This is a genomic window from Flavobacterium gelidicaeli, from assembly GCF_013294005.1.
Taxonomy (GTDB): domain Bacteria; phylum Bacteroidota; class Bacteroidia; order Flavobacteriales; family Flavobacteriaceae; genus Flavobacterium.
Genome location: NZ_JABSNK010000005.1, coordinates 54663 through 79652 on the forward strand (window position 1 = coordinate 54663; position 24990 = coordinate 79652).

Annotated in this window: 26 protein-coding genes; 19 read left to right on the forward strand and 7 right to left on the reverse strand. The window is 32.6% G+C overall.

Annotation, left to right across the window (positions count from 1 at the left end):
* Positions 1-65: 65 nt before the first annotated feature.
* Positions 66-923, reverse strand: coding sequence for a carboxylating nicotinate-nucleotide diphosphorylase (gene nadC, locus HNP99_RS08980; protein ID WP_173853039.1), 858 nt, complete (start codon positions 921-923; stop codon positions 66-68).
* Positions 924-1182: 259 nt separating this feature from the next.
* Here nadC and HNP99_RS08985 point away from each other — a divergent pair, with 259 nt between their 5' ends.
* The 6 genes from HNP99_RS08985 (at position 1183) to rlmH (ending at position 8075) form a co-directional block, all read left to right on the forward strand.
* Positions 1183-2232 (forward strand): endonuclease/exonuclease/phosphatase family protein, encoded by a 1050-nt coding sequence (locus HNP99_RS08985; RefSeq protein WP_173853040.1) that lies wholly within the window; start codon positions 1183-1185, stop codon positions 2230-2232.
* Positions 2233-2328: 96 nt separating this feature from the next.
* A complete protein-coding gene (locus HNP99_RS08990) occupies positions 2329-3609 on the forward strand; it encodes a DUF2254 domain-containing protein (protein WP_173853041.1) in 1281 nt (426 codons plus the stop codon).
* 61 nt (positions 3610-3670) lie between these two features.
* On the forward strand, positions 3671-5596 hold the full coding sequence (locus HNP99_RS08995; protein ID WP_217424408.1) for a mechanosensitive ion channel family protein: 1926 nt from the start codon (positions 3671-3673) through the stop codon (positions 5594-5596).
* Between the two features lie 227 nt (positions 5597-5823).
* Positions 5824-7242: an amidohydrolase family protein gene (locus HNP99_RS09000; RefSeq protein ID WP_173853042.1), complete on the forward strand. Its 1419-nt coding sequence runs from the start codon at positions 5824-5826 to the stop codon at positions 7240-7242.
* Positions 7243-7247: 5 nt separating this feature from the next.
* Entirely contained in the window at positions 7248-7544 is a 297-nt protein-coding gene (locus HNP99_RS09005; RefSeq protein ID WP_173853043.1) for an antibiotic biosynthesis monooxygenase family protein, read from the forward strand.
* 57 nt (positions 7545-7601) lie between these two features.
* Entirely contained in the window at positions 7602-8075 is a 474-nt protein-coding gene (rlmH, locus tag HNP99_RS09010) for a 23S rRNA (pseudouridine(1915)-N(3))-methyltransferase RlmH (protein ID WP_173853044.1), read from the forward strand.
* A gap of 39 nt (positions 8076-8114) precedes the next feature.
* On the opposite strand, the gene HNP99_RS09015 is transcribed toward rlmH, so the two are convergent.
* Together HNP99_RS09015 and folP are read right to left on the reverse strand one after the other, a co-directional pair.
* The gene (locus HNP99_RS09015; protein WP_173853045.1) at positions 8115-8744 is read right to left on the reverse strand and encodes a hypothetical protein; all 630 of its coding nucleotides are present in this window, start codon (positions 8742-8744) and stop codon (positions 8115-8117) included.
* A complete protein-coding gene (folP, locus tag HNP99_RS09020; RefSeq protein ID WP_173853046.1) occupies positions 8741-9571 on the reverse strand; it encodes a dihydropteroate synthase in 831 nt (276 codons plus the stop codon). Before folP ends, HNP99_RS09015 begins: the two co-directional genes overlap by 4 nt.
* Positions 9572-9719: 148 nt before the next feature.
* Between folP and HNP99_RS09025 the strand changes: the two genes are divergently transcribed.
* From HNP99_RS09025 to HNP99_RS09065, 9 genes are all read left to right on the forward strand, one after another.
* A complete protein-coding gene (locus HNP99_RS09025) occupies positions 9720-10262 on the forward strand; it encodes a DUF1599 domain-containing protein (RefSeq protein ID WP_173853047.1) in 543 nt (180 codons plus the stop codon).
* A 9-nt stretch (positions 10263-10271) separates the two neighbouring features.
* Positions 10272-11372 carry a BT_3928 family protein gene (locus HNP99_RS09030; protein WP_173853048.1) on the forward strand — a complete coding sequence of 367 codons (1101 nt, stop codon included), beginning with the start codon at positions 10272-10274 and terminating at the stop codon, positions 11370-11372.
* A 78-nt stretch (positions 11373-11450) separates the two neighbouring features.
* Complete coding sequence (locus HNP99_RS09035) at positions 11451-12527, forward strand: ABC transporter permease (RefSeq protein WP_173853049.1); 1077 nt, start codon at positions 11451-11453, stop codon at positions 12525-12527.
* A gap of 210 nt (positions 12528-12737) precedes the next feature.
* Positions 12738-13238: a TlpA family protein disulfide reductase gene (locus HNP99_RS09040; RefSeq protein ID WP_173853050.1), complete on the forward strand. Its 501-nt coding sequence runs from the start codon at positions 12738-12740 to the stop codon at positions 13236-13238.
* Between the two features lie 50 nt (positions 13239-13288).
* Entirely contained in the window at positions 13289-14041 is a 753-nt protein-coding gene (gene tpiA / locus HNP99_RS09045) for a triose-phosphate isomerase (protein ID WP_173853051.1), read from the forward strand.
* A 106-nt stretch (positions 14042-14147) separates the two neighbouring features.
* Complete coding sequence (prmA, locus tag HNP99_RS09050; RefSeq protein ID WP_173853052.1) at positions 14148-15008, forward strand: 50S ribosomal protein L11 methyltransferase; 861 nt, start codon at positions 14148-14150, stop codon at positions 15006-15008.
* A gap of 38 nt (positions 15009-15046) precedes the next feature.
* Positions 15047-15322 carry an ATP-dependent Clp protease adaptor ClpS gene (locus HNP99_RS09055; protein WP_173853053.1) on the forward strand — a complete coding sequence of 92 codons (276 nt, stop codon included), beginning with the start codon at positions 15047-15049 and terminating at the stop codon, positions 15320-15322.
* A 100-nt stretch (positions 15323-15422) separates the two neighbouring features.
* Complete coding sequence (locus tag HNP99_RS09060; RefSeq protein ID WP_173853320.1) at positions 15423-16694, forward strand: sterol desaturase family protein; 1272 nt, start codon at positions 15423-15425, stop codon at positions 16692-16694.
* Positions 16695-16701: 7 nt separating this feature from the next.
* On the forward strand, positions 16702-17373 hold the full coding sequence (locus HNP99_RS09065; RefSeq protein ID WP_173853054.1) for a lysoplasmalogenase: 672 nt from the start codon (positions 16702-16704) through the stop codon (positions 17371-17373).
* Positions 17374-17421: 48 nt separating this feature from the next.
* Here the strand turns inward: HNP99_RS09065 and HNP99_RS09070 are convergent, their stop codons facing one another.
* The gene (locus tag HNP99_RS09070) at positions 17422-17835 is read right to left on the reverse strand and encodes a DUF6691 family protein (protein WP_173853321.1); all 414 of its coding nucleotides are present in this window, start codon (positions 17833-17835) and stop codon (positions 17422-17424) included.
* Between the two features lie 3 nt (positions 17836-17838).
* Entirely contained in the window at positions 17839-18396 is a 558-nt protein-coding gene (locus HNP99_RS09075) for a YeeE/YedE family protein (RefSeq protein WP_173853055.1), read from the reverse strand.
* Between the two features lie 146 nt (positions 18397-18542).
* Between HNP99_RS09075 and HNP99_RS09080 the strand changes: the two genes are divergently transcribed.
* From HNP99_RS09080 to HNP99_RS09095, 4 genes are all read left to right on the forward strand, one after another.
* Positions 18543-18998, forward strand: coding sequence for a 2-dehydro-3-deoxyphosphooctonate aldolase (locus HNP99_RS09080; protein WP_173853056.1), 456 nt, complete (start codon positions 18543-18545; stop codon positions 18996-18998).
* 185 nt (positions 18999-19183) lie between these two features.
* Positions 19184-20002 carry a 3-deoxy-8-phosphooctulonate synthase gene (gene kdsA, locus HNP99_RS09085; RefSeq protein WP_173853057.1) on the forward strand — a complete coding sequence of 273 codons (819 nt, stop codon included), beginning with the start codon at positions 19184-19186 and terminating at the stop codon, positions 20000-20002.
* Between the two features lie 17 nt (positions 20003-20019).
* On the forward strand, positions 20020-20901 hold the full coding sequence (locus tag HNP99_RS09090) for a hypothetical protein (protein ID WP_173853058.1): 882 nt from the start codon (positions 20020-20022) through the stop codon (positions 20899-20901).
* 195 nt (positions 20902-21096) lie between these two features.
* Positions 21097-22197 carry a PAS domain-containing sensor histidine kinase gene (locus HNP99_RS09095; protein WP_173853059.1) on the forward strand — a complete coding sequence of 367 codons (1101 nt, stop codon included), beginning with the start codon at positions 21097-21099 and terminating at the stop codon, positions 22195-22197.
* Between the two features lie 84 nt (positions 22198-22281).
* Here the strand turns inward: HNP99_RS09095 and HNP99_RS09100 are convergent, their stop codons facing one another.
* Positions 22282-23661 carry a M28 family peptidase gene (locus tag HNP99_RS09100; protein WP_173853060.1) on the reverse strand — a complete coding sequence of 460 codons (1380 nt, stop codon included), beginning with the start codon at positions 23659-23661 and terminating at the stop codon, positions 22282-22284.
* Between the two features lie 109 nt (positions 23662-23770).
* A complete protein-coding gene (locus tag HNP99_RS09105) occupies positions 23771-24952 on the reverse strand; it encodes an acetate/propionate family kinase (RefSeq protein ID WP_173853061.1) in 1182 nt (393 codons plus the stop codon).
* Positions 24953-24990: the final 38 nt, after the last annotated feature.

The window sequence follows — 24990 nt, forward strand, 5'->3', positions numbered from 1 at the left end:
TTACAAACTTACACTCAATAGGCATCAATACCTATAGATACACTGCTAAAACCTTGCCAAAATAATTAAATCGCTTTCAAACTCAAATCCATGTTATAAATAGAATGCGTCAATGCACCCGAAGAAATATAATTTACACCACAATTAGCATAATGCCTTATGGTTTCCTCATTAATGTTTCCTGATGACTCTGTTAAACATTTATCACCTATTATTTGCACCGCTTCTTTGGTCATTTTATAATCAAAATTATCTAATAAGATGCGATAAACACCACCTGCTTCAAGGATTTCCTTTACTTCAGTAAGGTCCCTGGCTTCAACAATAATTTTTAAATCTCTATTTGTTTCTTTAAGATACGCTTTAGTTTTGGCTATTGCCAATGCAATCCCTCCAGCAAAATCAATATGATTATCTTTAAGCATAATCATGTCATAGAGCGCAAAGCGATGGTTCTCGCCTCCTCCTAATGTAACTGCCCATTTTTCAGCAACACGAAATCCTGGTGTTGTTTTACGAGTGTCTAAAACTTTTGTTTGAGTTCCTTCAAGCAATTTCACGTAGCTATTTGTTTTTGTAGCAATGGCTGACATACGTTGCATTGAATTCAATACCATGCGTTCTGCCTTTAAAATAGATTGCGAACTACCCGAAACATGAAAGACAATATCACCATATTTTACAGCAACCCCATCTTCAATAAAAGTTTCAACAACTAGTTCAGGATCAACATAATTAAAGATCATTTTAGCAAAAGCTACTCCTGCAATTATCCCGTTATCTTTGACTAAAAGTTTTGCTTTTCCTTGTGCCGTTTCTGGAATACAAGCTAACGAACTATGGTCGCCATCGCCTACATCCTCACGGATAGCATTAGCAATTAATAGTTGTAACTCGGTTTCAAATTGTTTTTGACTAATCATTTTATAAGAAGTTTATATACTGCTAAAGTAGTCGTTTTTTAACGTATTGAAAAATTTGTTTTCTAAAAATATTCGCATGCTAGAAATTCAAATTGCTAGGCTTTCGCCAAAATAAAACGCAACAAACTAAAACAGAATGCTAAAATTTAAATAAAAAACGAACATTTAATCTAGTAATGTTTACTTTTATTCTTTTTAAAAAATTACAGCAGCACAAAAACATTTTACATCACAAAAAACATCTCTTAAATCACTTATAATGCCGATTTCAAAAATCATTCTTTATTTTTTTAGTTTCTTACTAACCGTTACTGTGTTGCTGCCTTTAGTAAAAAAAGATTTTTGGGTTTTTAGAGTTTTTGACTACCCTCGTTTACAAAAATTTGTCATTACAGCAATACTCATAACGGCATGGTTACTATTTTTTAGAGATAGTAAATTGCTCCTTGATTGGGCTATAATTGTTTTTCTAGGACTTACCTTTATACATCTATTTTATGTCATTTTACCTTTTACTTTTTTAAGTAAAACCATGATTAACAAAGTAAAAGTGCCTAATAATGAAACATTAAAACTACTGGTAGCTAATGTTTATCAATACAATGAAAGTCATCATAAATTACTTGACCTAATTGAGAAAAAAGATCCTGATATTATTTTTTTGCTAGAAACCAATCAAAAATGGCTTGACGCGGTAAAAAATCTTAGAGAAACCTACCCTCATTATATAGAAATCCCCCAAGAAAACACATATGGTTTGCTTTTTTACAGCAAACTACCTTTAAAAAAGCAACAAATTAATTACTTAATTGATGATGAAATCCCATCTATCATTGCTGATGTAATCTATAATAATCAAACAGTTAGAATTTACGGTTTGCACCCCACCCCTCCTGTTCCTCAAGAAAATAAATTTAGCACTGAGAGAGATGCCGAAATTTTAATGGTTGGTAAAATGGCTAAAGAGTATAAAAATCCTTGTTTAGTTATGGGAGATATGAATGATGTGGCATGGAGCTATACAACTGAATTGTTTTTAAAAACTAGTGAATTAATGGATCCTCGTCGTGGTCGCGGCATGTATAGTACTTTTCATGCTAAAAAGATTTTACTGAGATGGCCATTAGATCACTACTTTTTAAGCAGTCATTTTAGATTGGTAAAAATGAACGTCGAGAAATCTATTGATTCTGATCATTTCCCTATCAGTATTAGTGTCGTTATTGCGCACAAAGACGAGGCGGATAAAGAGGACAAGGCTTTAGCCAATGAAAAAATTGCGGCTGGCATCAACGGAGAACCCTTATAACAATAAAATTCAATTGCCACCACGCTAAATCTTTTACGATACTAATTTTAGCTTTTTCAACAATTTTGTACTAATTTGGTTCAAAACCTCTACGCTATGAATGAAAACATACTCTTTGTTATTCAACGCATAAAAGAAAAATTATGGTTCCGACCAGTAATTTTCTGTATCCTTTCTATTCTAGGAGCCCTGGTTGCACAATTAGCAGATAGTACTCGTTTACACGAATTGGTTCCTGAAATAAAAAACGAATCGCTATCTGAATTACTGAATGTTATTGCTGCCAGCATGCTTGTAATTGCTACATTTACAGTAGGATCTATGTTATCTGCTTTTGCGGCAGCAAGCAATACGGCTACTCCCCGATCTTTAAAACTAATCATTACAGATGACGTTTCTCAAAATGCGCTTTCCGTTTTCATTGGCTCATTTATCTTTAGCATCGTTGCCTTAGTTGCTTTAAAAAATGGTTATTATAGCAAGGCAGGTCTCTTTACGTTGTTTGTATTTACTTTACTCTTTTTTAGTTTAGTAATCCTTACCTTTTTACGTTGGGTAGAACGTATTTCTAGATTAGGTAGAATGGGACATACCATAAAAGTAATTGAAGACGCTACTGCAAATGCAATCAACAATCGGCTAGCTTCGCCTACGCTACATGGAATAAAAGTAAACCCAAATCAAGAGAAAGGCATCCCAATTTATAGTGAATTAACTGGCTATGTCGTAAAAATAAACATGGCTGAATTACAAAAAATAGCTGCAAAAATTGATGCTGTTTTCACCATAAATGCCCTTCCTGGAAAATTCATTTCATTAGACCAACCTTTACTGTATATCGTTTCTCAAACTAGCAATACAGCAGTAGTTGATTATCAAACCTTAAAAAAGGCTTTTACAGTTTCACACATGCGTTATTTTGATGAGGATCCACGCTTTGGACTTATTACGCTAAGCGAAATTGCCAGTCGAGCACTCTCTCCCGCTGTGAACGATCCTGGAACCGCAATCCAAATCATCAGTAGTCATGTGCGCCTATTTACATTATGGAATATTACCGTCAACACTGCTCCATTAAATAAAGTTCTTTATGATCGAATAGCTGTTCCTGAACTTGTTATATCTGATTTATTTGAAGATGCTTTTAGACCCATTGCTAGAGATGGTGCTGCAAATATTGAAGTAATGATCCGACTCCAAAAAGCATTTTGCTCCCTCACAAACATCGCTCAAAAAGACATTCAAGCAGCATGCTCACATAATTCTATTCAAGCATTTGAAAGAGCTAAAACCGTAATGAAACTCGAAGCAGACATACTCCTTTTAGAAAAAGAAAGTTTATTTACAAAACAATTTAAACAAAGCGCATTACTTTAGGCATTTTATTTATTTTTACGCTCTTGTTAACGCCTACATTTTATCTCATAATACTAATTTTATGTTTTCATATAAAAAATATTCAGCAATTTTAATTGCTATGAAATCACTTGTTTTTAGCTTTTTATTGTTCCTTTTAACACTAAATACTACCGCACAAGAAACGGTAAAACAAAAGGATACTACAACCGTAAAAAATGATTCGGTTAATACCGCTATTATCAAGAATTTTAATCAAAAAATTGCAATTATTGAATCACAAAGAGTGAGTGATTCTATTAAGAAAGCAACTCTTGAAGCACAAATATTGTCTTTAAAAACTACAGATAATCTAAAAAAAGACGAACTACAAAAACAATTACAAGAATTATATTCTAAAGAGAACAAACGCTTAGAGCAAAAGAAAGCGCAAATTGATTTATTGCGCCTTACGGCAAAAGGATACCCTGTTATGGGGTTCTTCAATGATACACTTTTTACTATTTACAGTAAATTAGGAAGCTTTTCAGCAAAAGATAGAGCGGATGCCATTTCTAGCAGAATAAAAAAACTAGGAAACGATTACGGATTTAAAAGTGATTCTCTAAAAGTGATCGAAGCAGAAACTACTGAGGATTTAATGTACAAAGAAAGCATTGTGATTAGTATCTCTGAGAATGATATTCTATGGAACAACACTACTAAAAAAGACTTGGCCGCAAAATATAAAAAAATAATTTCTGACGCTGTAACCACCTACAAACAAGAAACTGACATTGCAACACTAGCTCAAGAAATAGGACTTGCATTATTAGTACTAGTCATCATGGGAGTACTGATTTTCTATTTGAGGAAATTTTTTAATTGGATTGCTATTAAAATTCAAAATGAAGAAAACAAACGAATAAAAGGAATAAAAATTCGGAATTTCACACTTTTCGACGCCAAGCAACAAGTAAACGCCTTGTTGAATGTCAATACGGTCTTAAAATGGATCTTCATTTTACTAATGGTTTACATTGCTTTACCAATACTTTTTGGAATTTTTCCTTGGACAAAGGATTTTGCCGGAACCCTCTTTGGATACATCCTAAATCCGCTTAAAAAAATAGCTATTGGTTTTTGGAATTACCTTCCTAATCTAATTACAATACTGGTTATCATTTTTGTTTTTAGGTATGTTCTAAAAGCAATTAAATTCCTTAAAAATGAAATACATACGGGTAATTTAGAAATCCCTGGATTCTACGCAGATTGGGCAAATCCCACTTACCAAATAATCAGAGTAATCGTTTTTGCATTTATGGTGATCGTAATTTTTCCGTATTTACCCGGTAGTGATTCTCCTGTTTTTCAAGGAGTTTCGGTTTTTCTTGGTTTTTTATTTACCTTTGGATCTGCAGGGTCACTTTCGAACATTATAGCTGGTTTGATTTTAACATATATGCGTTTGTTTAAAATTGGTGACCGCGTAAAAATTGGGGAAGTTGTTGGTGATGTTATCGAAAAATCACTACTCGTAACTAGAATACGAACTATTAAAAACGAAATAATTTCTATTCCAAATTCTACTGTAATGGGGAGTCACACCATCAACTATAGCAGTGATGCACCAGAAAAAGGGCTCATTATTCACAGCACTGTTACGATAGGTTATGATGTTCCTTGGAAATTAATGCACGACGTTTTAATTGAAGCCGCTTCAAAAACACCGCTTGTACTCCCAGATCCTAAGCCATTTGTACTTCAAACGAGTTTAGATGATTTTTATGTTTCTTACGAAATTAACGCTTACGTAAAAGAACCAAATAAACAGGCCATAATCTACTCTGACTTGCACCAGAATATTCAAGATGTATGCAACGAAAAAGGAATAGAAATCATGTCTCCACATTATCGTGCCGCAAGAGATGGAAATACATCAACCATTCCTGCTAGTTATTTAGGAAAAGAATATAAGGCGCCCTCTTTTAATGTCAATTTTAAAAACCAAGCAGAAAAAGAGTAAAAACGACTCATAAATAAATTATAAACGGCTTGTATAAACTAAATTATACAAGCCATTTTGTACAACAATGAGCCCTTGCTTACTCACTCTATTTTTTTTTAATCTCATAATCTATTATCTTTGCTCAGTTTTAGAGTAAAATGTAAGCCATCATACAAATGATTAAACTTCAAATCACTTGAAAGCTTACTAAAAAAACATCTCATTACCCATACTAAATTCAACTTATGAAAATATATATTACCCTGATACTTTCGGCTATAATAAACTTAAGTCAAGCTCAAAATGCCAACAACTATTTTGAAAAAATAAGAAATAACGAAGCCGAATTAACTGCTTTTTTTGCACAAATGCCTAAAGGTGGTGACTTGCACCATCATTTTAGTGGTTCAATTTATGCTGAACCCATGCTTGAAGACGCTATAAATGACGATTTTTATTTGAATACTACCACAATGGAAGTGCTTAAAGAAAAACCTGCTACAGGAAATTGGGAGCAATTTTCAAGTATTAGTAAACGTGGTGAATTATATGCTTACAAGCAAAAAATAATGGAAAAATGGTCTGCTAAGGATTATAACGGCGTGAGCTATCCTTCTGACAAATTATTTTTTGAATCTTTTGGAAAATTTAGTCCTGCTATTCCTGGCCATTTTGGAGAAGGTTTATTGGAACTAAAAAACAGAGCCATCTCAGAAAACTTAAGTTACATTGAAACACAATTATCTACGATTCCGTCAGACATTAATACAGCTGACTTGACTGATTTTAATGCACAACTAAGACAAGCAGCTGCAAATAAAGATGAGAAAGCCGTAAAAAAAATATTAGAATCACTTTACAAAACTTTTCAAAAAAGAGAAGCTAAGAAAGATGCGCAAAATTTCAATACTAATTTTGTTGCAAAAATGCACAATGATTTAAAGATTGACGATGCTAATTTCACTATGCGTTACCAGAATTTTGTTTTGCGTTTCATGGAACCGGTTGATTTATTCAAAAACTTAGTTGTCGCTTTTATCTCTGCTGATTCAAGTGATTTAATGGCTGGGGTTAACATTGTCTCTCCAGAAGACGGCGAAACATCAATGAAAGATTACTGGTTGCACATGGTTATGTTTAACTATTGCCACAGTGTTTTTCCTAATGTAAAATACACGCTACATGCAGGTGAATTGACTTTAGGTTTAGTTCAACCCGAAGATTTAACATGGCATATTAATGATGCTATTTATGTTGCTGGAGCAAACCGTATAGGACACGGTGTAGATATGGCGTATGAAAAAAACTCGTATTCCTTATTGCAATACATGGCAAAACAGCATATTCCTATTGAGATAAACCTGGTAAGTAACGAGTTTATTTTAAGGGTTAAAGAAAATCGTCATCCTGTTTCACTATACAAAGAATTTAATGTACCTATTGTTATCAGTACTGACGATGCTGGAATACTACGTACAAATATGACAGAACAATATGTTTTATTAGCTAAAAGATATCAAGATGTGAACTACGCTGACATTAAACAATACGTGTACAACAGTATCAATTATAGTTTTATAAAAGATACTAAAGTAAAGCAGCAATTATTGAATGATTTAGATCAAAGATTTGCTAAATTTGAGGCTAATTTTCCTTTAAAATAAAAATAATGATTCTAGAAACCGCTATTCTCTATGTAAAAAAGGGAGAAGAGAAACAATTTGAGCGTGATTTTAAAATTGCAAGTCAATACATTAGCACGATTAATGGTTATCTAGGACACAGTTTAAGGAAATGTTTAGAGCAAGAAAATAAATATTTACTTCTTGTAGATTGGGCAAAACTAGAAGACCACACCGTAGGTTTTAGAACATCAAAAGAATATTTAGAATGGAAAAAATTACTCCATCACTATTATGATCCATTTCCTGTTGTTGAACATTATGAAATAGTACAACAATATTAAATTATCAAAAAGTAAAACCGTTACATAACTGTTTTGTTATCCAGAAAAACTTAAATAATGAACATCAAACTTATTGCTATTGGTAAAACCGATAATAAAGCATTACAGACTTTAATTGACGATTATACAAAGCGTTTGTCATTTTATATCAAATTTGATTTAGAAATTATTCCGGATATAAAAAATGTAAAAAACTTATCAGAAAGTCAACAAAAAGAAAAAGAAGGCGAGCTAATTTTAGCAAAAGTTACTGCCACGGAACAACTTGTATTATTAGATGAAAACGGAAAGAACTTCTCTAGCGTAGGTTTCTCAGAAGAATTGCAAAAGAAAATGAACTCCGGGATCAAGACATTAGTTTTTGTAATTGGTGGCCCCTACGGTTTTTCGGATACGGTCTACGCCAAAGCACAAGGAAAAATATCACTTTCATTAATGACTTTTTCACATCAAATGGTGCGCTTATTTTTTATCGAACAATTGTATCGCGGATTTACAATATTAAGAAACGAGCCGTACCACCATCAGTAATTTTTTATCAATATTCTGTTTTCTATATTTAGTTTAATATTAATAGATGAATTCCTCAGGGGTTTCTTTAGTAAAAGAATCTAATTCTCTAATAATAACTTTGGTGCTTACATATTCCTGAAAACTCATGTTTTTATCAAAAGCCAAAACAATTGTAGGCGAAACTTCAAATTTTAAGCGGTTCATGTAATTTAAAATCTCTGTTCTTTTTATATTAGTACTATTAACTAAAACAGAATCTGATCCTTTTTTAAAATAAAAAATCAAACCTTCTTTTAATGGCTTTTCCATATTATAATACACATTTGTAAAAGGGATAAAAGCCATGTTCCTACCAATGCTATCAGCGTAAGCGTAATAATTTTCGGCTAGTTCATTTTTATGCGCAACTTCCTCTCGTTTTTTAGTTTGCAATTTAATGACTTCTGGAACAACTAATTTAAGAGGCAGACGCTTGTCGATATTTAGAATCCAATTTGTCGAAATAATGCTGTTCTTTCTATTGAGTTCTGCTATTGTATCGCTGTCTTTAGTTCTAAAAAAAATATAAATAGGCGAATGATCTTGAACATCACCTACGATGGTATGGTATGCTTTTGGCAATAAAATATCTTCTTTATTTCCGCAAGAAAACAAGAATAAAAACACTATTATAATACTATATTTCATCTTAATTTATTTATTTGATTATATAATTTTACACATTCGACTGCTTCTTTAACATCATGAACTCTTAAAATAGCAACTCCTTTTGTAATTGCTATGGTATTCAAAACAGTCGTACCGTTTAAAGCTTCATTTGCCTTAACTCCTAAAACTTTTTGAATCATCGATTTTCTAGAAACACCCACAAGAATAGGCAATTCTAACATTTTAAACAACCCTAATTTTTGTACTATTTCATAATTTTGCTCCACTGTTTTTGCAAAACCAAAACCAGGGTCAATAATTAAATCATCAATACCTAAGCTTCTTGCCTTACGTACTCTTTCAGAAAAGTAAAAAAGCATTTCCTTTACAATATCGTCATAATTTGTCAATTGTTGCATGGTTTGAGGAGTCCCGCGCATGTGCATCATAATGTAAGGCACTTTGTATTTTGCAATCACCTCTAACATTGTTTCGTCAAGATGTCCTGCCGAAATATCATTAATCAATGCTGCACCATTTTCTAAACAAGCTGCAGCCACTGCTCCTCTAAACGTATCAATAGAAAGTAGGACGCTTGGAAAATGTTTTAAAATTAATTTTACTACGGGGACAATTCGCTCTAATTCCTCTGCTTCTGATACAAAATTAGCATTTGGTTTACTTGAATATGCACCTACATCAATAAATGTGGCACCATCAGCAATCATTTTCTCAACTTGGTTTACAATAGCATTTTCATTGCTGTAATTTCCCCCATCAAAAAAAGAATCAGGTGTAGTATTCAAAATTCCCATTACCTTAGGAACGGATAAGTCGATAAGTTGTCCTTTACAATTTATTGTCATTAATTGGCTGTTTAAAGATTCTTGTTTGTTGTTTAATCCTCTTTGTACGCTAAACGAAGGTATTCGTGTAACTTTAGACTTTAAACTTTAAACTTTTTTAAAATTTATCCCTATTTTTGAGCAAATTTTAGACAAATATACACCAATAATGAAGAATACTTCTCAAGAATATGATTCGGTGATCGCGATATGTCGCACACTATATATCAATAAAATGACCGATTATGGAAGTGCGTGGCGCATTTTGAGATTGCCATCACTTACAGATCAAATTTTTATCAAAGCACAACGCATCCGTAGCTTACAAGAAAATGAGGTCAGAAAAATTGATGAAGATGAAAGAGGAGAATTTATTGGGATTATCAATTATTCGATAATGGCTCTAATACAATTAGAATTAGGTGTTGTGGATCAACCTGATTTAAATGTAGAAAAAGCAACCATTTTGTATGATACTAAGGTTGCACTTACTAAAGAACTAATGGAAGCTAAAAACCATGATTATGGTGAAGCTTGGCGCGAAATGAGAATCAGTTCTTTGACTGATTTAATTCTTCAAAAACTACTGCGCGTTAAACAAATAGAAGATAATAAAGGAAAAACAATCGTATCAGAAGGAATTGACGCCAATTACCAAGACATGATAAATTACGCGATTTTTGCCTTAATATTAATGGATACAAAAGAATAAATTTTAGATATGAAAAACGTTATTACTCAATTCTCAAGAATATTTGTTGGATTACTTTTTATAATTTCAGGATTAATAAAATTAAATGACCCAGTAGGTTTCTCTTATAAATTAGCCGAATATTTTAGTGAACCTGTTTTCAACATGCCTTTTTTAGTGCCTTTTTCACTTGCATTAGCTTTATTTTTAGTGATAATTGAAGTAGTTCTTGGTGTTATGTTACTCATTGGATACAAATCCAAATTCACTATTTGGAGTTTGCTGCTTATGATTGTATTCTTTACATTTTTGACTTTTTACTCTGCTTATTTTGATGTGGTAAAAGACTGTGGTTGTTTTGGAGATGCTTTAAAACTAACCCCTTGGCAGTCATTCACTAAAGATGTGGTATTATTATTCTTCATTCTGATATTATTCATAAATAAAAAATTAGTTACACCGCTATTCAATAAAAGTATTCAAAATATTATTGCTTATGCAAGCATCTTTTTATGCATGCTAATGGCTGTTTGGGTACTAAATCACTTACCTATTATTGATTTCAGACCTTATAAGGTAGGAACTAATATCGAAAAAGGAATGGAAATTCCTGAAGGTGCACCTAAGTCAGTAGTTGAAATGGTTTTTATTTACAATGTAAAAGGAGTGAATACTGAATTTAAAGAAGCTGATTTAATGGCAATTCCAGAAGGAGCTACTTTTGTTGATAGAAAAGACAATGTACTATCTGAAGGTTACGTGCCGCCAATTCATGATTTCACGATGATGAAAGACGATTCTGACTATAAAGAAGAATTGCTGCAAGAGCCAAAACTAATTATGGCGGTAAGTTATGACTTAACCATTGCTGATGAGGCTGGAATGTCTCAGCTTAAAAAATTAAATGATGCGGCTGTAGCCAAAGGATATAAAATGGTTGGAATGACCAATTCATCGCAAGAAGAAATTGCTAAAGCCAAGAAAAAATACGGTCTTGATTTTGAATACTACACTTGTGATGCGATTACTTTAAAAACAATTGAAAGAGCCAATCCAAGTCTTATTGTACTCGAAAAAGGAACGATTAAACAAAAAGTACATTACAACGATATTACCGATTTGAAATTGTAATCTACCCCACTTTTAAAAGCCTTAAAAGCACAATTTGTTTTAATTATAAGGCTTTCAATCGTTTTATACCCAATAAAAATGCTAAAATACTTTTTCAATAAACTAGGATATGCGCTGCTTACTCTCTATGGAGTAATTACGGTTATTTTCTTTTTATTTAATGTTTTACCTGGTGATCCTGCCAGAATGATGTTAGATCAAAATGAAAACTCTGAACAACTGGCGTTAATCAAGAAAAAGTATGGTTTTGATCAACCCATTGCCACACAGTATTTATACTATTTGAATGACCTCGCTCCTATTTCATTTCACAGTACAAATGATAATGATTATACTTTTTTAAGTGAAGGAAAATACAATGCTGCCTCCTTATTTACTATTGGCAATACAACCACAGTTATAAAAACACCTTATTTAAGAGAGAGTTTTCAAAAAAGCGGAAAAAAAGTATCTGAAATTATTGGAAACACCTTACCGAGTACAGCAATTCTAGCTCTTTTTGCCATTGTAATTGCCATTGTATTCGGGATTATATTAGGCATTGTATCTGCACTGAATAAAGATACTTGGATTGATAGAATTATCGCTCTGGTGAGTACATTAGGAATGAGTATTCCGTCCTTTTTTAGTGCTATATTATTTGCTTGGTTGTTTGGATTTGTGTTGCAAAAATACACACATCTTAATATGACCGGAAGTTTGTATGAAGTAGACGATTTTGGAAACGGAAGCTATATTCAATGGAAAAACATTATTCTACCCGCTATAGTTTTAGGGATTAGACCTCTTGCAGTTGTGATTCAGCTAATGCGTAATTCACTGCTAGAAACTTTTGGACAAGATTATATTCGTACGGCTAGAGCCAAAGGGTTATCAGAATTCCAAATCATTCGTAAACACGCTTTAAAAAACTCATTAAATCCAGTAATTACAGCCATATCTGGCTGGTTTGCTTCCATGCTTGCAGGAGCTGTTTTTGTCGAATATATTTTTGGATGGAACGGTTTAGGCAAAGAAATTGTTGAAGCTTTAAATAATTTAGACCTACCCGTAATTATGGGATCTGTTTTAATAATTTCAACCACTTTTGTCATAATCAACATTCTTGTAGATATTATTTATGCCTATTTAGACCCTAAAATTCGTCTGTCTTAATCCAATATTCTTCTTTTTAATGGTTTTTTCTACATAAAGAAGCTCTTTTTTTAAGAATATCATTATTTTATATTCCTACTATTACGTTTTCATTTTGTCATTTTAGCACTAAAACATTGTTTTTACTGCATTTATTTGCTTAAAATCAAAAAAAAACAATCTTTGATTCGCATTCAAATTGTTTGTTTAACTTTGTTAAAAATAAAAGAAATGAAAAAATTAATAGCCGTACTTGCAGCTTTCGTAGCAATATCATGTGCCGACTCTAAAGTACAACAAACTTCTTTTTCTAAAGAAGCTTTATCAGAAACCTTATTAGATACCCAAGACCAACAAATTGCTTTTCAAGATATTTTAAAGAAATATGAAGGAAAAACTTTAGTTATAGAGGTTTGGGCATCTTGGTGTGGTGATTGTATAAAAGCAATGCCTAAAATCAAAGAATTGCAAGCTAATAATCCTGATGTAGCTTATGTATTTATCACTATGGATAAAACTGCTGACAAATGGAAAGAAGGCATTCAAAAACACGATTTAAAAGGAGAACACTTTATGGCTAATGACCAAATGAAAGGTGTTTTTGCAAAAGCAATTGATCTAGACTGGATTCCAAGATACATCATTGTTGACAAAACAGGAAAAATAGCTTTATACAGAGCCATCGAAACTGATTTTGATAAAATCAATGCAACTTTAACGCATTTAAAATAATCTTAATAAAGAACTAAAAAACAAATACCCACCACATTAAAAAGACTAAAATGAGAAAAAAAATAGTAGCTGGAAACTGGAAAATGCACAAAAATTCAGAGCAAACAGAAGATTTATTGAATGAATTAATTGCAAAGATTCCTACTGATACTGAAACACAAATAATCGTTGCTCCTACTTTTGTAAACTTGGCCTCAGCAGTTGATCACTTAGAATTTATTAATATTGATGTTGCTGCTCAAAACATGCATCAAGCAGAAAGTGGTGCTTTTACAGGAGAAATTTCGGCAGACATGCTAAAAAGTATTGGAGTAAATACCGTTATTTTAGGTCACTCTGAACGTAGAGCGATTTTTAATGAATCAGATGCATTGATTGCAAATAAAGTAGATACTGCTTTAAAGCATGAAATGACAGTTATTTTCTGTTTTGGAGAAGAATTAAAAGACCGACAAGAAAAACAACATTTTAATGTAGTTGAAAATCAATTGAGAGACGGATTATACCATATTGAAAAATCAGCTTGGAAAAATATTGTTTTAGCTTATGAGCCGGTTTGGGCAATTGGGACTGGAGAAACGGCATCACCAGAACAAGCGCAAGAAATGCATGCGTTTATTAGAGAAAATGTTCGTAAGAATTTTGGAGCTGATGTCGCTGACGAAGTGAGTATCCTTTATGGTGGTAGTGTAAAACCTGAAAATGCAAATGAAATTTTCTCTAAACCTGATGTAGACGGTGGTCTTATTGGTGGAGCTGCACTAAAAGCAGATGATTTTGTAGCAATTATCAATGCTATTTAGATAGTATTTTATTATATTTTAAAAAGCGGTAAAGTAAATTTACCGCTTTTTTTATTTTTATAATATTCCATAAAAGAGAAATACTACCTTTGCAAAAAAATTAAACATGTCAAATATTTATATTGGATACCATTTTAACATAGTACCAAAAGACACTAGCGATAACGAACAAGCAATGCAACTGGGTTCAGAAATACTAATTGCTGAATTAGGTGAAACTGCATTTGAAAGTTTCACAGAGACAGAAACTGGCGTTTCTGCTTTTGTACAAAAGGATTTGTGGGATGAGAAAATTCTTGAAGATATTCATATTTTAAAATCTGAAGAATTTAAAATTGATTATACTTTTGAAGAAATCGATCAAGTAAACTGGAATGAAGAATGGGAAAAGAATTTTGAACCTATTGATGTAGATGGAAACTGCCATGTGCGTGCTCCATTTCACCCAAAAACAGAGGCAGAGTTTGACATTGTAATTGAACCAAAAATGAGTTTTGGTACCGGTCATCACGAGACTACTCACATGATGATTCAGCATTTATTAGAAATAGAGGTTACCGGAATGAAAACACTTGACATGGGTTGTGGAACTGCTATTCTAGCTATTCTTGCCGAAATGAAAGGGGCACAACCTATTGATGCTATTGACATAGACAACTGGTGTTACCTGAACTCTATAGAAAATGCAGAACGCAATAATTGCAAACACATTACCGTTTATGAAGGTGAAGCTGCTTTGTTGAAAGATAAAAAATACGACCTAATCATTGCAAACATCAATAGAAATATTTTATTGAATGATATGCAAGCTTATGTTGATTGCTTGAACCCAAAGGGAACTTTATTATTAAGTGGCTTTTATGAAGAAGACATTCCGTTTATAGATGCTTCTTGCGTTGAAAAAGGATTAACTTATGTTAAAAAGTTTCAAAGAAACAACTGGGTTTCATTAAAATACGTAAATTAGTATCTAAATTAATAATTACGAAATCAAAACGTACAAAAATGAGTACTAAAGAAAAAGTAAGAGAAAAAGTCAGCCGAAAGGAAGCGCCTACCTTTAACAACGAAATTGTAGTTTATAATGATGATGTGAATACTTTTGACCATGTAATTGAAACTTTAATTCGCGTTTGTGACCACACTCCTGAACAAGCTGAACAATGTTCATTAATTGTTCACTATAACGGAAAGTGTACGGTAAAAACTGGCCCCTTAGATAAGTTGAAGCCACAATGTACTAGATTACTAGAAGCAGGAATAAGTGCTGAAATTATCTAAACACTAATAATATCGTTAATAAAGTGCATTAATTTTATTTATTAATCATTAAAACATTCTAATTTATTCTATATTTGGATAAATTAGAATGTTTTTTTTTATGGAAGAATATGGTAAAATATTAATAATTGCCATGCCGTTATTTGCGGTATTAATTATTATCGAAAAGCTTTACGGAATCTACAAAGGTGAAGATAATGTTCCTGTCATGGACGCCGTCTCTAGCATTAGTTCCGGAATAACAAATGCTGTAAAAGACGTTTTGGGCTTGAGTATTACTTTTATCTCATACGATTGGATGGTTTCTAAAATAGCGCTATTTACTTTAGAACCTAATGCCGTTACCTATATTGTTGCCTTTATAATCATTGATTTCTATGGCTATTGGAATCATAGAATAGCCCACCAAGTTAATTTTTTCTGGAATAAACACGCCATACATCACAGTAGTGAAGAGTTTAATCTTGCTTGTGCATTAAGACAGTCAATCGCTACTTTCATAAACTTATTTACCTTTATATTAATTCCTGCAGCGCTTATTGGCGTTCCCGCCAAAGTGATTATTATTACCTTACCGATACAGTTGTTTTTACAGTTTTGGTACCATACAAAACACATCAAGAAAATGGGGTTTTTAGAAAAAATACTCGTAACGCCTTCCCATCACAGAGTTCATCATGCCATTAATCCCGAGTACATAGATAAAAATCATGCACAAATTTTTATAATTTGGGACAAATGGTTTGGTACTTTTCAAGAGGAATTAGCTTCAGTACCGCCTGTTTTTGGAATTACAAGACCAGCAGAAACTTGGAACCCAATAAAAATTAACTTCCAGCATCTTAATTTATTAATTCTTGACGCATGGCGATCTAATAATTGGAAAGATAAATTTACTATTTGGTTCAAACCAACAGGATGGAGACCTGAAAATTTTGAAGAAAAATATCCCGTTAATAAAATCATCAATGTGTACGACTTTCAAAAATATGGTACAGAAAATTCTAAAGCATTAACTTACTGGGCCATTACCCAAACAGTTTTCACCCTTTTAATCGTTGGGTATTTGTTTGATTCTATTGGTTCGATTAGCTTGACAAATACTTTGATCTACGGTTTTTTTATCTTGACAACAATTTACAGCTATACAGAGCTTATGGATAAAAATAAGAATGCTATTTATTGGGAAACTATCCGCATGATTTTAGGAGTAGTGATTCTTATTTATTTAGGTGGTTGGTTTGGCTTAAATACTATAGCTCCCATAAGTACCTATATCATTATTACTTACTTGCTATTGTCTTGGGCAATGTCCATTTATTTTGTTTCCTTCGAATTTAAAGTTTCTAAACCCGAATTTATCAATTCCTAAAGCTATTATGAAAACCAATACATTATTAAAAAGTTACCTCGCTTTCAGTGCCTTATATTTAGCAATCCTTCTTTTAGAACTTGAAACTATTGCTGGATTCATGAAACCGGTATTGATTTTGCTTTTAATTGCGGCAGTCTATTTAAGTGCCTCATTTACATCAAAAAAACTGCTTTTAATCGCATTATTGTGCTCTTGGATAGGAGATATTATTTTACTTTTTGCAGATCGTGGAGAGTTGTATTTTATTTTTGGACTTGTAGCCTTTTTAATTTCACATCTGGTTTATATTTTTCTTTTCAACAAACAACTAAAACCAAAAAAAGATCACAATAGAGCCATCTATTGGTCTGGAGTCACAGCAATCATTGCTTACTTAATGATTTTCTTGTCGATATTATTACCTAGTTTGGGTGAATTGACCATTCCCGTATTTGTATATGCTTTAGTAATATCAACTATGTTACTGTTTGCTTTGAAAGGTTTTTTAATTTGGCAAAAGCCCGCAAGTTGGTATGTATTATTAGGGGCAATTGTTTTTGTAAGTTCAGATAGCATCCTCGCTTTTGACAAGTTTTACAGTCCCATTATGTACAATTCATTTTTTATAATGGTCACTTATATTCTTGCCCAATACCTGATTGTAGTAGGAATATTAAAATTGAACCAAAAAAAATAGCATCCTCAACTAGAGAATGCTATTTAAAATCTTTACCTAATACTAATTTTAGTGAGGTAATTTATCTTTAAAAACTCCATAGAGGTAAGTTCCTAGCAACGCACCAAATAAAACGATAAAAACACTCCAAAAACCAGCACCAATCAAGATATAAATAGGCCCAGGACAAGCACCAACAAGTGCCCAGCCAAGTCCAAATAATATTCCGCCAATCCAATATCTTGCATTACCCGGTTCTTTATCGGCAATTTCGATAGGCAAGCCTTTGATGTCTTTAATCTTATTCCTTTTTATGATTTGGATACCAATAACTCCCGTTACCACCGCAGTCATTATGATTCCGTACATATGGAAAGATTGAAACTGAAACATTTCATAAATACGGTACCATGAAACGGCTTCTGATTTTGTAAGTACGATTCCGAAAACGAAACCAACAAGTAAATATTTTATTATTTTCATCATTTAAAAAATTAAGGGAAAAATTAAATATGCCATGATCAATCCACCAATAAAAAAACCTATTACGGCTTTTAATGAAGGAATTTGTAGGTTGCTTAAACCTGAGATAGCATGACCAGAAGTACACCCTCCAGCATAACGCGTACCAAAACCAATGAGAAGACCACCAACTAAAAGTATCGCAATACTCTTAGGTGATTGAAATGCTTGCAAACCAAAAAGTACATCAGGAGCTAATTTACCATTAGGCGCGTCGATACCAAATGCTGCTAATTGCGCAATTGTTTTTGGGTTTATGGTCACATTAGACGGATCACTCATAAAATTCACAGCAACAAATCCGCCAAGCATAGCGCCTAAGACAACAATTAAATTCCAGCGTTGTGATTTCCAGTCAAAGTCAAAAAATTTTGTACGCTTACCTGCTCCCATTATCGTACACATCGAACGAAGGTTAGAGGACATTCCGAAAGATTTTCCGAAATATATCAGTGATAGCATTATTAAACCGATAATAAACCCCGAAATATACCAGGGCCAAGTTTGAAAAAAAATAGTCATAGTTTATTTATTTGTCGCAAAAATAGGGATTCTAGTATTTAGAATTCAAAGGTTTTCATCACAATTTTATATTTTGGTAGTAATCGTGTTTATAGTTCTGTTTATATTTGTAAGTAAAACTAAAAACCGTTCAAAATAACTCCATTATGAAAAAAATAATAGTTGCTCTTACTTTTCTTTTATTTATGGTTTCTTGCGTGAGTACTAAATCTACTTTAAAAAACGTAGATGATAATGCTCCTATTCCAAGATTATCAGTCCATAATACCTTTGTATTTACTGAGTACAGTACAAATAAAAAATATGGATATGATAAAGATTACCCTATCAACATTTTTTATTACAGCACGCGAAACGACACTATTAATCAAGAGCGTTACCTGAATGCATTGTGTGGTCCTAAAGGCGAAAAAATAAGTTTTACAAAATTAGAAAGTTGTTGTCCGTTTCCTACTAAAAGAAGCGATATGGGCGCTGGATTTCTAGATGTATACGAAGTGAAATGGGAAGGTTTAAAAAAACCTATCTTACTGTATATGAATATTTATGAAAAAGGATATTTAAAAGTTCCTGTAGGTTTTGGTTTAAAAAAACAGGATTAACAATCTAAGTCCTAGCCCTGATAGCAGCGGTATCCTTATGGTTTTTTCTTTAAAAACCATAAGATACAAGCGTATAGCAGGAAACAGCTACTAATAACACTTAATAATCTCTATAAAAAAAGTTAAATCGTAAAGGGGAAATCGCAAATCATAGCTACCTTTGCAACTTTAAAAAACAACACACTATGAACATACACGATATACCACAAATCAAACACACTGATAGCGGAAATTTCTTTTTATTAGCTGGTCCTTGTGCCATTGAAGGAGAAGAAATGGCGATGAGAATTGCCGAAAAATTAGTAGGTATTACTGATAACTTACAAATTCCTTTTATTTTTAAAGGATCTTTCAAGAAAGCAAATCGTTCTAGAATTGATAGTTTTTCAGGAATAGGAGATGAAAAAGCGTTAAAAATATTAAGAAAAGTTTCGGAGACCTTTGGCGTTCCCACTGTTACTGATATTCATACAAATGAGGATGCTGATATGGCGGCTCAATATGTTGATGTTTTACAAATTCCGGCGTTTTTAGTTCGTCAAACGGATTTAGTTGTGGCTGCTGCCAATACTGGAAAAGTGGTCAACTTGAAAAAAGGACAATTTATGAGTCCTGAAAGCATGAAACATGCCGTACAAAAAGTATTGGATTGCAACAATCAAAAAGTTATGATTACAGATCGTGGAACTATGTTTGGCTACCAAGATATGGTTGTTGATTTTAGAGGAATTCCTACTATGCAACAATATGCATCTACGGTACTTGATGTAACACACTCTTTGCAACAGCCTAATCAAACTGCTGGTGTAACTGGAGGAAGACCTGATATGATTGAAACCATTGCAAAAGCAGGTATTGCAGTAGGTGTTGACGGTATATTTATCGAAACACATTTTGATCCAGCTAACGCAAAAAGTGATGGAGCAAACATGTTGCATTTAGACTATTTTGAATCATTAATGACCAAATTAGTTGCCATTAGACAAACGGTTAATAATTTTTAATTTTATATATACACCAAGTGAAAAAGATAATATTATTTACAGCTTTTTTAGCATTTAGCTTTGCTAATACTGTAAATGCACAAGAAGATATTAAAGTTCAAGACAGATATACTGCACACAATAAAGGAAAATTCTTTGTTTCGTGGGGAGGAAATAGAGACAGTTACACAAAGTCAGATGTGAACTACAAAGGTAAAGATTACAATTTTACTGTAGAAAACATGGTTGCAAAAGACAAACCAAAAGGATGGCATGTAGATTATATAAATCCTTCAAGAATGACCATCCCACAAACGAACTTTAGACTAGGTTATTTTATTAGTGATCATTACAGTGTTACCATAGGTGTAGATCATATGAAATATGTAATGACACAAGATCAAACAGCTAATATTACAGGTACGATTAACTTGCCTGCTGGAGAAAGTGGCGCAATTTACAATGGTGTCTATAACAATACACCGGTGAACTTTGCACAAGGTACAGAGGTAGGTGGAATTCCTTTCCTAACGTACGAACACACTGATGGTTTAAATTATGTAAACACTGAAGTTTCTAGACACGATGATATTTCATCACTATTTAAAATAGGAAATACTGATAAAATTCAAGTAAACCTTACTGAAGGCGTGGGTGTAGGAGTATTATATCCAAAGACTAATACTACATTATTAGGAAAAGAACGTCACGATGACTTTCACGTTTCTGGATATGGAACTTCACTGAAAGCAGGATTGAATGTTACTTTTTTCAAACACTTTTATGTTCAAGGAGAATTAAAAGGTGGGTACATCAATATGCAAGACATTCGTACTACTAAGAGTAGTGAGGACAGCGCTTCACAAGATTTTTTCTTTTTCCAAAGAATAATTGCTTTTGGAGGTATTTTTAGAATCTAAAACATAATAATACTATTTAAAAAAGGGTTTGTTTTTAATTAAACAATCCCTTTTTTTATGCTAGTGCCAATAAAAAATTTACTTTTTGAAGTCATTCAATCCTTTTTTTGATTAATTTTAGAAGCCGATTTTATTTTTCAGTGATTTAGCCTACATAAATATTTCATTAATAAAATTAAATCTTAATAATTTTTAATGATACGAAGTAATCAAAAAATAGCCGATCAAGAAATCAACACATTCATAAAATTTAAACAGTTTTTTGAATTGTCTCCTGATTTATTGTGCGTTGCAGGTTTTGATGGTTATTTCAAACAAATAAACCCTGCTGTATCTAATTTATTAGGCTATAGCCAAGAAGAGTTACTTGCAAAACCTATTAGTTTTTTTGTGCATCATGAAGATAAAAAGACGACAATAAATGCTCAAAACGACCTAAAAAATAAAATTCCGTTACTTAATTTCGAGAACAGGTATTTAACTAAAAATGGTACAACAATTTGGCTTTTATGGACTTCTTTACCTATAGAAAGCGATAGTCATGTTTATGCTATAGCAAAAAACATTACGTATCAAAAAGAACTTGAAAAAGAACGGAATCAAAACTTGACGGATCTTATAAACATCAATAATAATTTCAAGAAGCTAACCTATACCGCAGCGCATGACTTGAGATCTCCTGTGAACAACCTATTGACAATTTTTGATTTATTAGAAACGGATACTATTAATGATCCAGAAACAGCTGAGTTTATAACACTTTTAAAAACAACTTCATTAAATTTAAAAGACACACTCAATGAATATGTGACAATGCTTGACAAGCAAAATGAGATCAACGAACATCTAGAAGTAGTTCATTTTCAAGAAACATTAGAAGACACAGTACTATCTATTAATGCGTTGATTGAAAATTCACAAGCAAAAATCGATTGCAATTTTACTGAATTAAAGTGTATTGCTTTTAATAAATCCAACCTGAAAAGTATTTTTCTTAATTTGATTACCAATGCTATAAAATATGCTAATCCAGATTATTTGCCTCGAATTTCTATTTTTTCAAAAACGAGTGACGATCAAAAGCAATTGATTGTAACTGATAACGGAATTGGTTTTGATATGGAAGTCGTGAAAGATAAAATTTTTGGTTTACACCAAAAATTCCATGATCACGAAGATAGCAAAGGCATTGGCTTATATTTAGTACACAACCACATCACGAGTCTTGGAGGTAACATTACAGTGGATAGTAAAGTAAACCATGGAACTACTTTCACAATAACTTTTAAAGACTAATTTTAGAAGTTATTCCTTAATAAGTAATAGCCCCACTAGTTTAAACTAGTAGGGCTATTTGTTAAAATCTATTTGGATTAAATCTTATTTTAAAATCCCTTTTTGATCCATTAAATACATCAATGAAGTCATTGTTCCCGTTCCTAATTCCAACTCTCTTTTATCCACAGCATCAAATTTATCATTTGCTGCATGGTGATAATCAAAATAACGTTGTGAATCTGGTTTTAAACCTGCTTTTACGATGTTTTTAGAGGTTAATGGACCAATATCTGACCCACTGTGCCCTTCTACAAAACTATGGATTAAATAAGGTTCGAATAATTTACTAAACTCAGCAATTTGGTTAAAATTAGCTTTATCACATTCTAACGAAAATCCTCTTGGACTAAATCCACCCGAATCGCTTTCTAAAGCAAAAATATGGTTTTCTTTATTTTTTAAAGACAGTTCCTCATATTTGTTACCGCCTCTTAAACCGTTTTCTTCATTCATGAAAAGCACTACTCGTATTGTATTTTTAGGTTTGTACCCTATATTCTTGAAAATATTAGCGACGTCCATACTTTGTACTACTCCTGCTCCATCATCATGTGATCCATCAGCAAGATCCCAAGAATCAAGATGTCCGCCTACAACCATAATGTTTTCTGGCGTTACTGAACCTTTAATTTCTCCCACTACATTGTAAGAAAGTACGTCGTCAAACTGCTCGCAAGACTGCTTGAAGTAGAAATTCAACTTTGGATTTTTCTTCAAAGTTTTACTCAACAATTCTGCACCATTAGTACTAATTGCGGCAGTAGGGATGTATTTTGACTTAGGTAAATCTCCGTAACTTTGCGTTCCTGTGTGTGGAAAATCATCTAATCTTAAATTTAGCGAACGTACAATAGTTCCCACTGCGCCAAGTTCTGCTGCTTTTTGTGCTCCTGCATAACGCTGATCTACAGCTCCTGAATACGCATGAAACGATTCTATCTGTTCATTATCCATGGGTCTATTAAAAAAGACAATCTTTCCTTTTACTTTCGCTGCTCCTAATGCTGTCAGTTCATCAAAATTCTGAACTTCTATAACTTCTGCAGTTAGACCATTTTTGGCTGTAGCCACTGATCCTCCTAAGGCGCAAATAGGCACCACGGTTTTTGTTTTATTATCTAAAATATAGGCCGTCTCTTTTTCGCCTCTTACCCATTTAGGCACCATTACTTCTTGTAAGTACACTTTATCAAAACCTAATTTTTCCATTTCAGCTTTGGTATATTGCACCGCTTTCTCAGCATTTGCAGAACCTGACAAACGCGCCCCAATATCATTCGATAAATGATCTAACCATGCGTATGATTTCGAGTTGGTTAATGCTTGTTTATAGATTTCCTTTAATACTTGCTCGTCTGTTTTTTGTGCAAAAAGCGAACTAGTTCCTAACAGAAATAATGCGACTACCGTTATTTTTTTCATTGGTTCTTTGAGTTAATTTTGTATTATCTAATGTAAATTGTAAGCAATTTAAATCATCAGTTCTTAACTAAATTTAATTGATGCTAAAATAATAAAATGAAGCTTTAAATTACTTAAGCAACTCATAAACTTGATTCGCAATTTCTAATTCTTCATTAGTTGGAATTACCATAATTTTTGTCTTTGAATTTAAAGTGTTGATTTCTCTCATTTCTTTAGCGCGCACTTCGTTCTTTCGATCATCTAATTTAAGTCCAAAATAATCCATATCTACACAAACTAATTTCCTGATATAAGAAGAGTTTTCTCCTATTCCAGCTGTAAAAATAATTGCATCAAGTCCATTCATGACTGCAGTATAGGATCCAATATATTTCCTAATTCGGTACGCATTCATTGCTAGAGCTAATTGACAGGCTCTATTTCCTTCCTCTGCATGTGACTCAATATCTCTTAGATCGCTATAACCTGTTAGTCCAAGCATACCACTCTTTTTAAGTAAAATATCATTTACTTCCTTACTAGTATACCCCAAAGTGTCTATTAAATAAAAGATAAGCGAATGATCAATATCACCACTTCTCGTCCCCATTAACAATCCGTTTGATGGGGAGAAACCCATGGAGTGATCAATGCTTTTCCCGTCTTTAATTGCCGTAATACTACAGCCATTTCCTAAGTGAATACTAATTAAATTAGCACTTTTATCTAGATACTCAATAGCTTTTTCTGACACGTATTTATGGCTAATTCCGTGAAATCCATATACTCTTATTTTATTTTCATTATAAAAATGATCTGGTATTGCAAATTTATGTGCTACCACAGGTATGGTTTGATGAAAAGCAGTATCAAAAACAGCTACTTGCTTTGCTTTCGCAAAAATCTCTTCGGCAACATTTATCCCCAATAAATGCGCTGGATTATGCAATGGCACAAGTGCAAAAAGCTCCTCTATTTTATCTTTTACCTCTTGATCAATAATCGTTGTGTCCGAAAAATAAGTCCCTCCATGAACTACACGATGCCCTACAGCATCAATTTCTTCAGTACTTTTAATTACTCCTATATTTTCATTCATCAGTAATTCGGCTATCTTAACCAAACCTATTTTATGATTTAATATTGGCATGCTTTCTTCTAACTTTGACGTACTAGTTACGTACGTAAGATTTGAGGATTCTAATCCTATTCTATCAATCATGCCGCTACAAAGTACTTCCTGAGTTGGCATATTGATTAATTGGTATTTTATTGATGAACTTCCTGAATTGATTATGACTATTTTCATTGAACTAAAATTTAAAAAATGAAAGATTAAAAAGATTG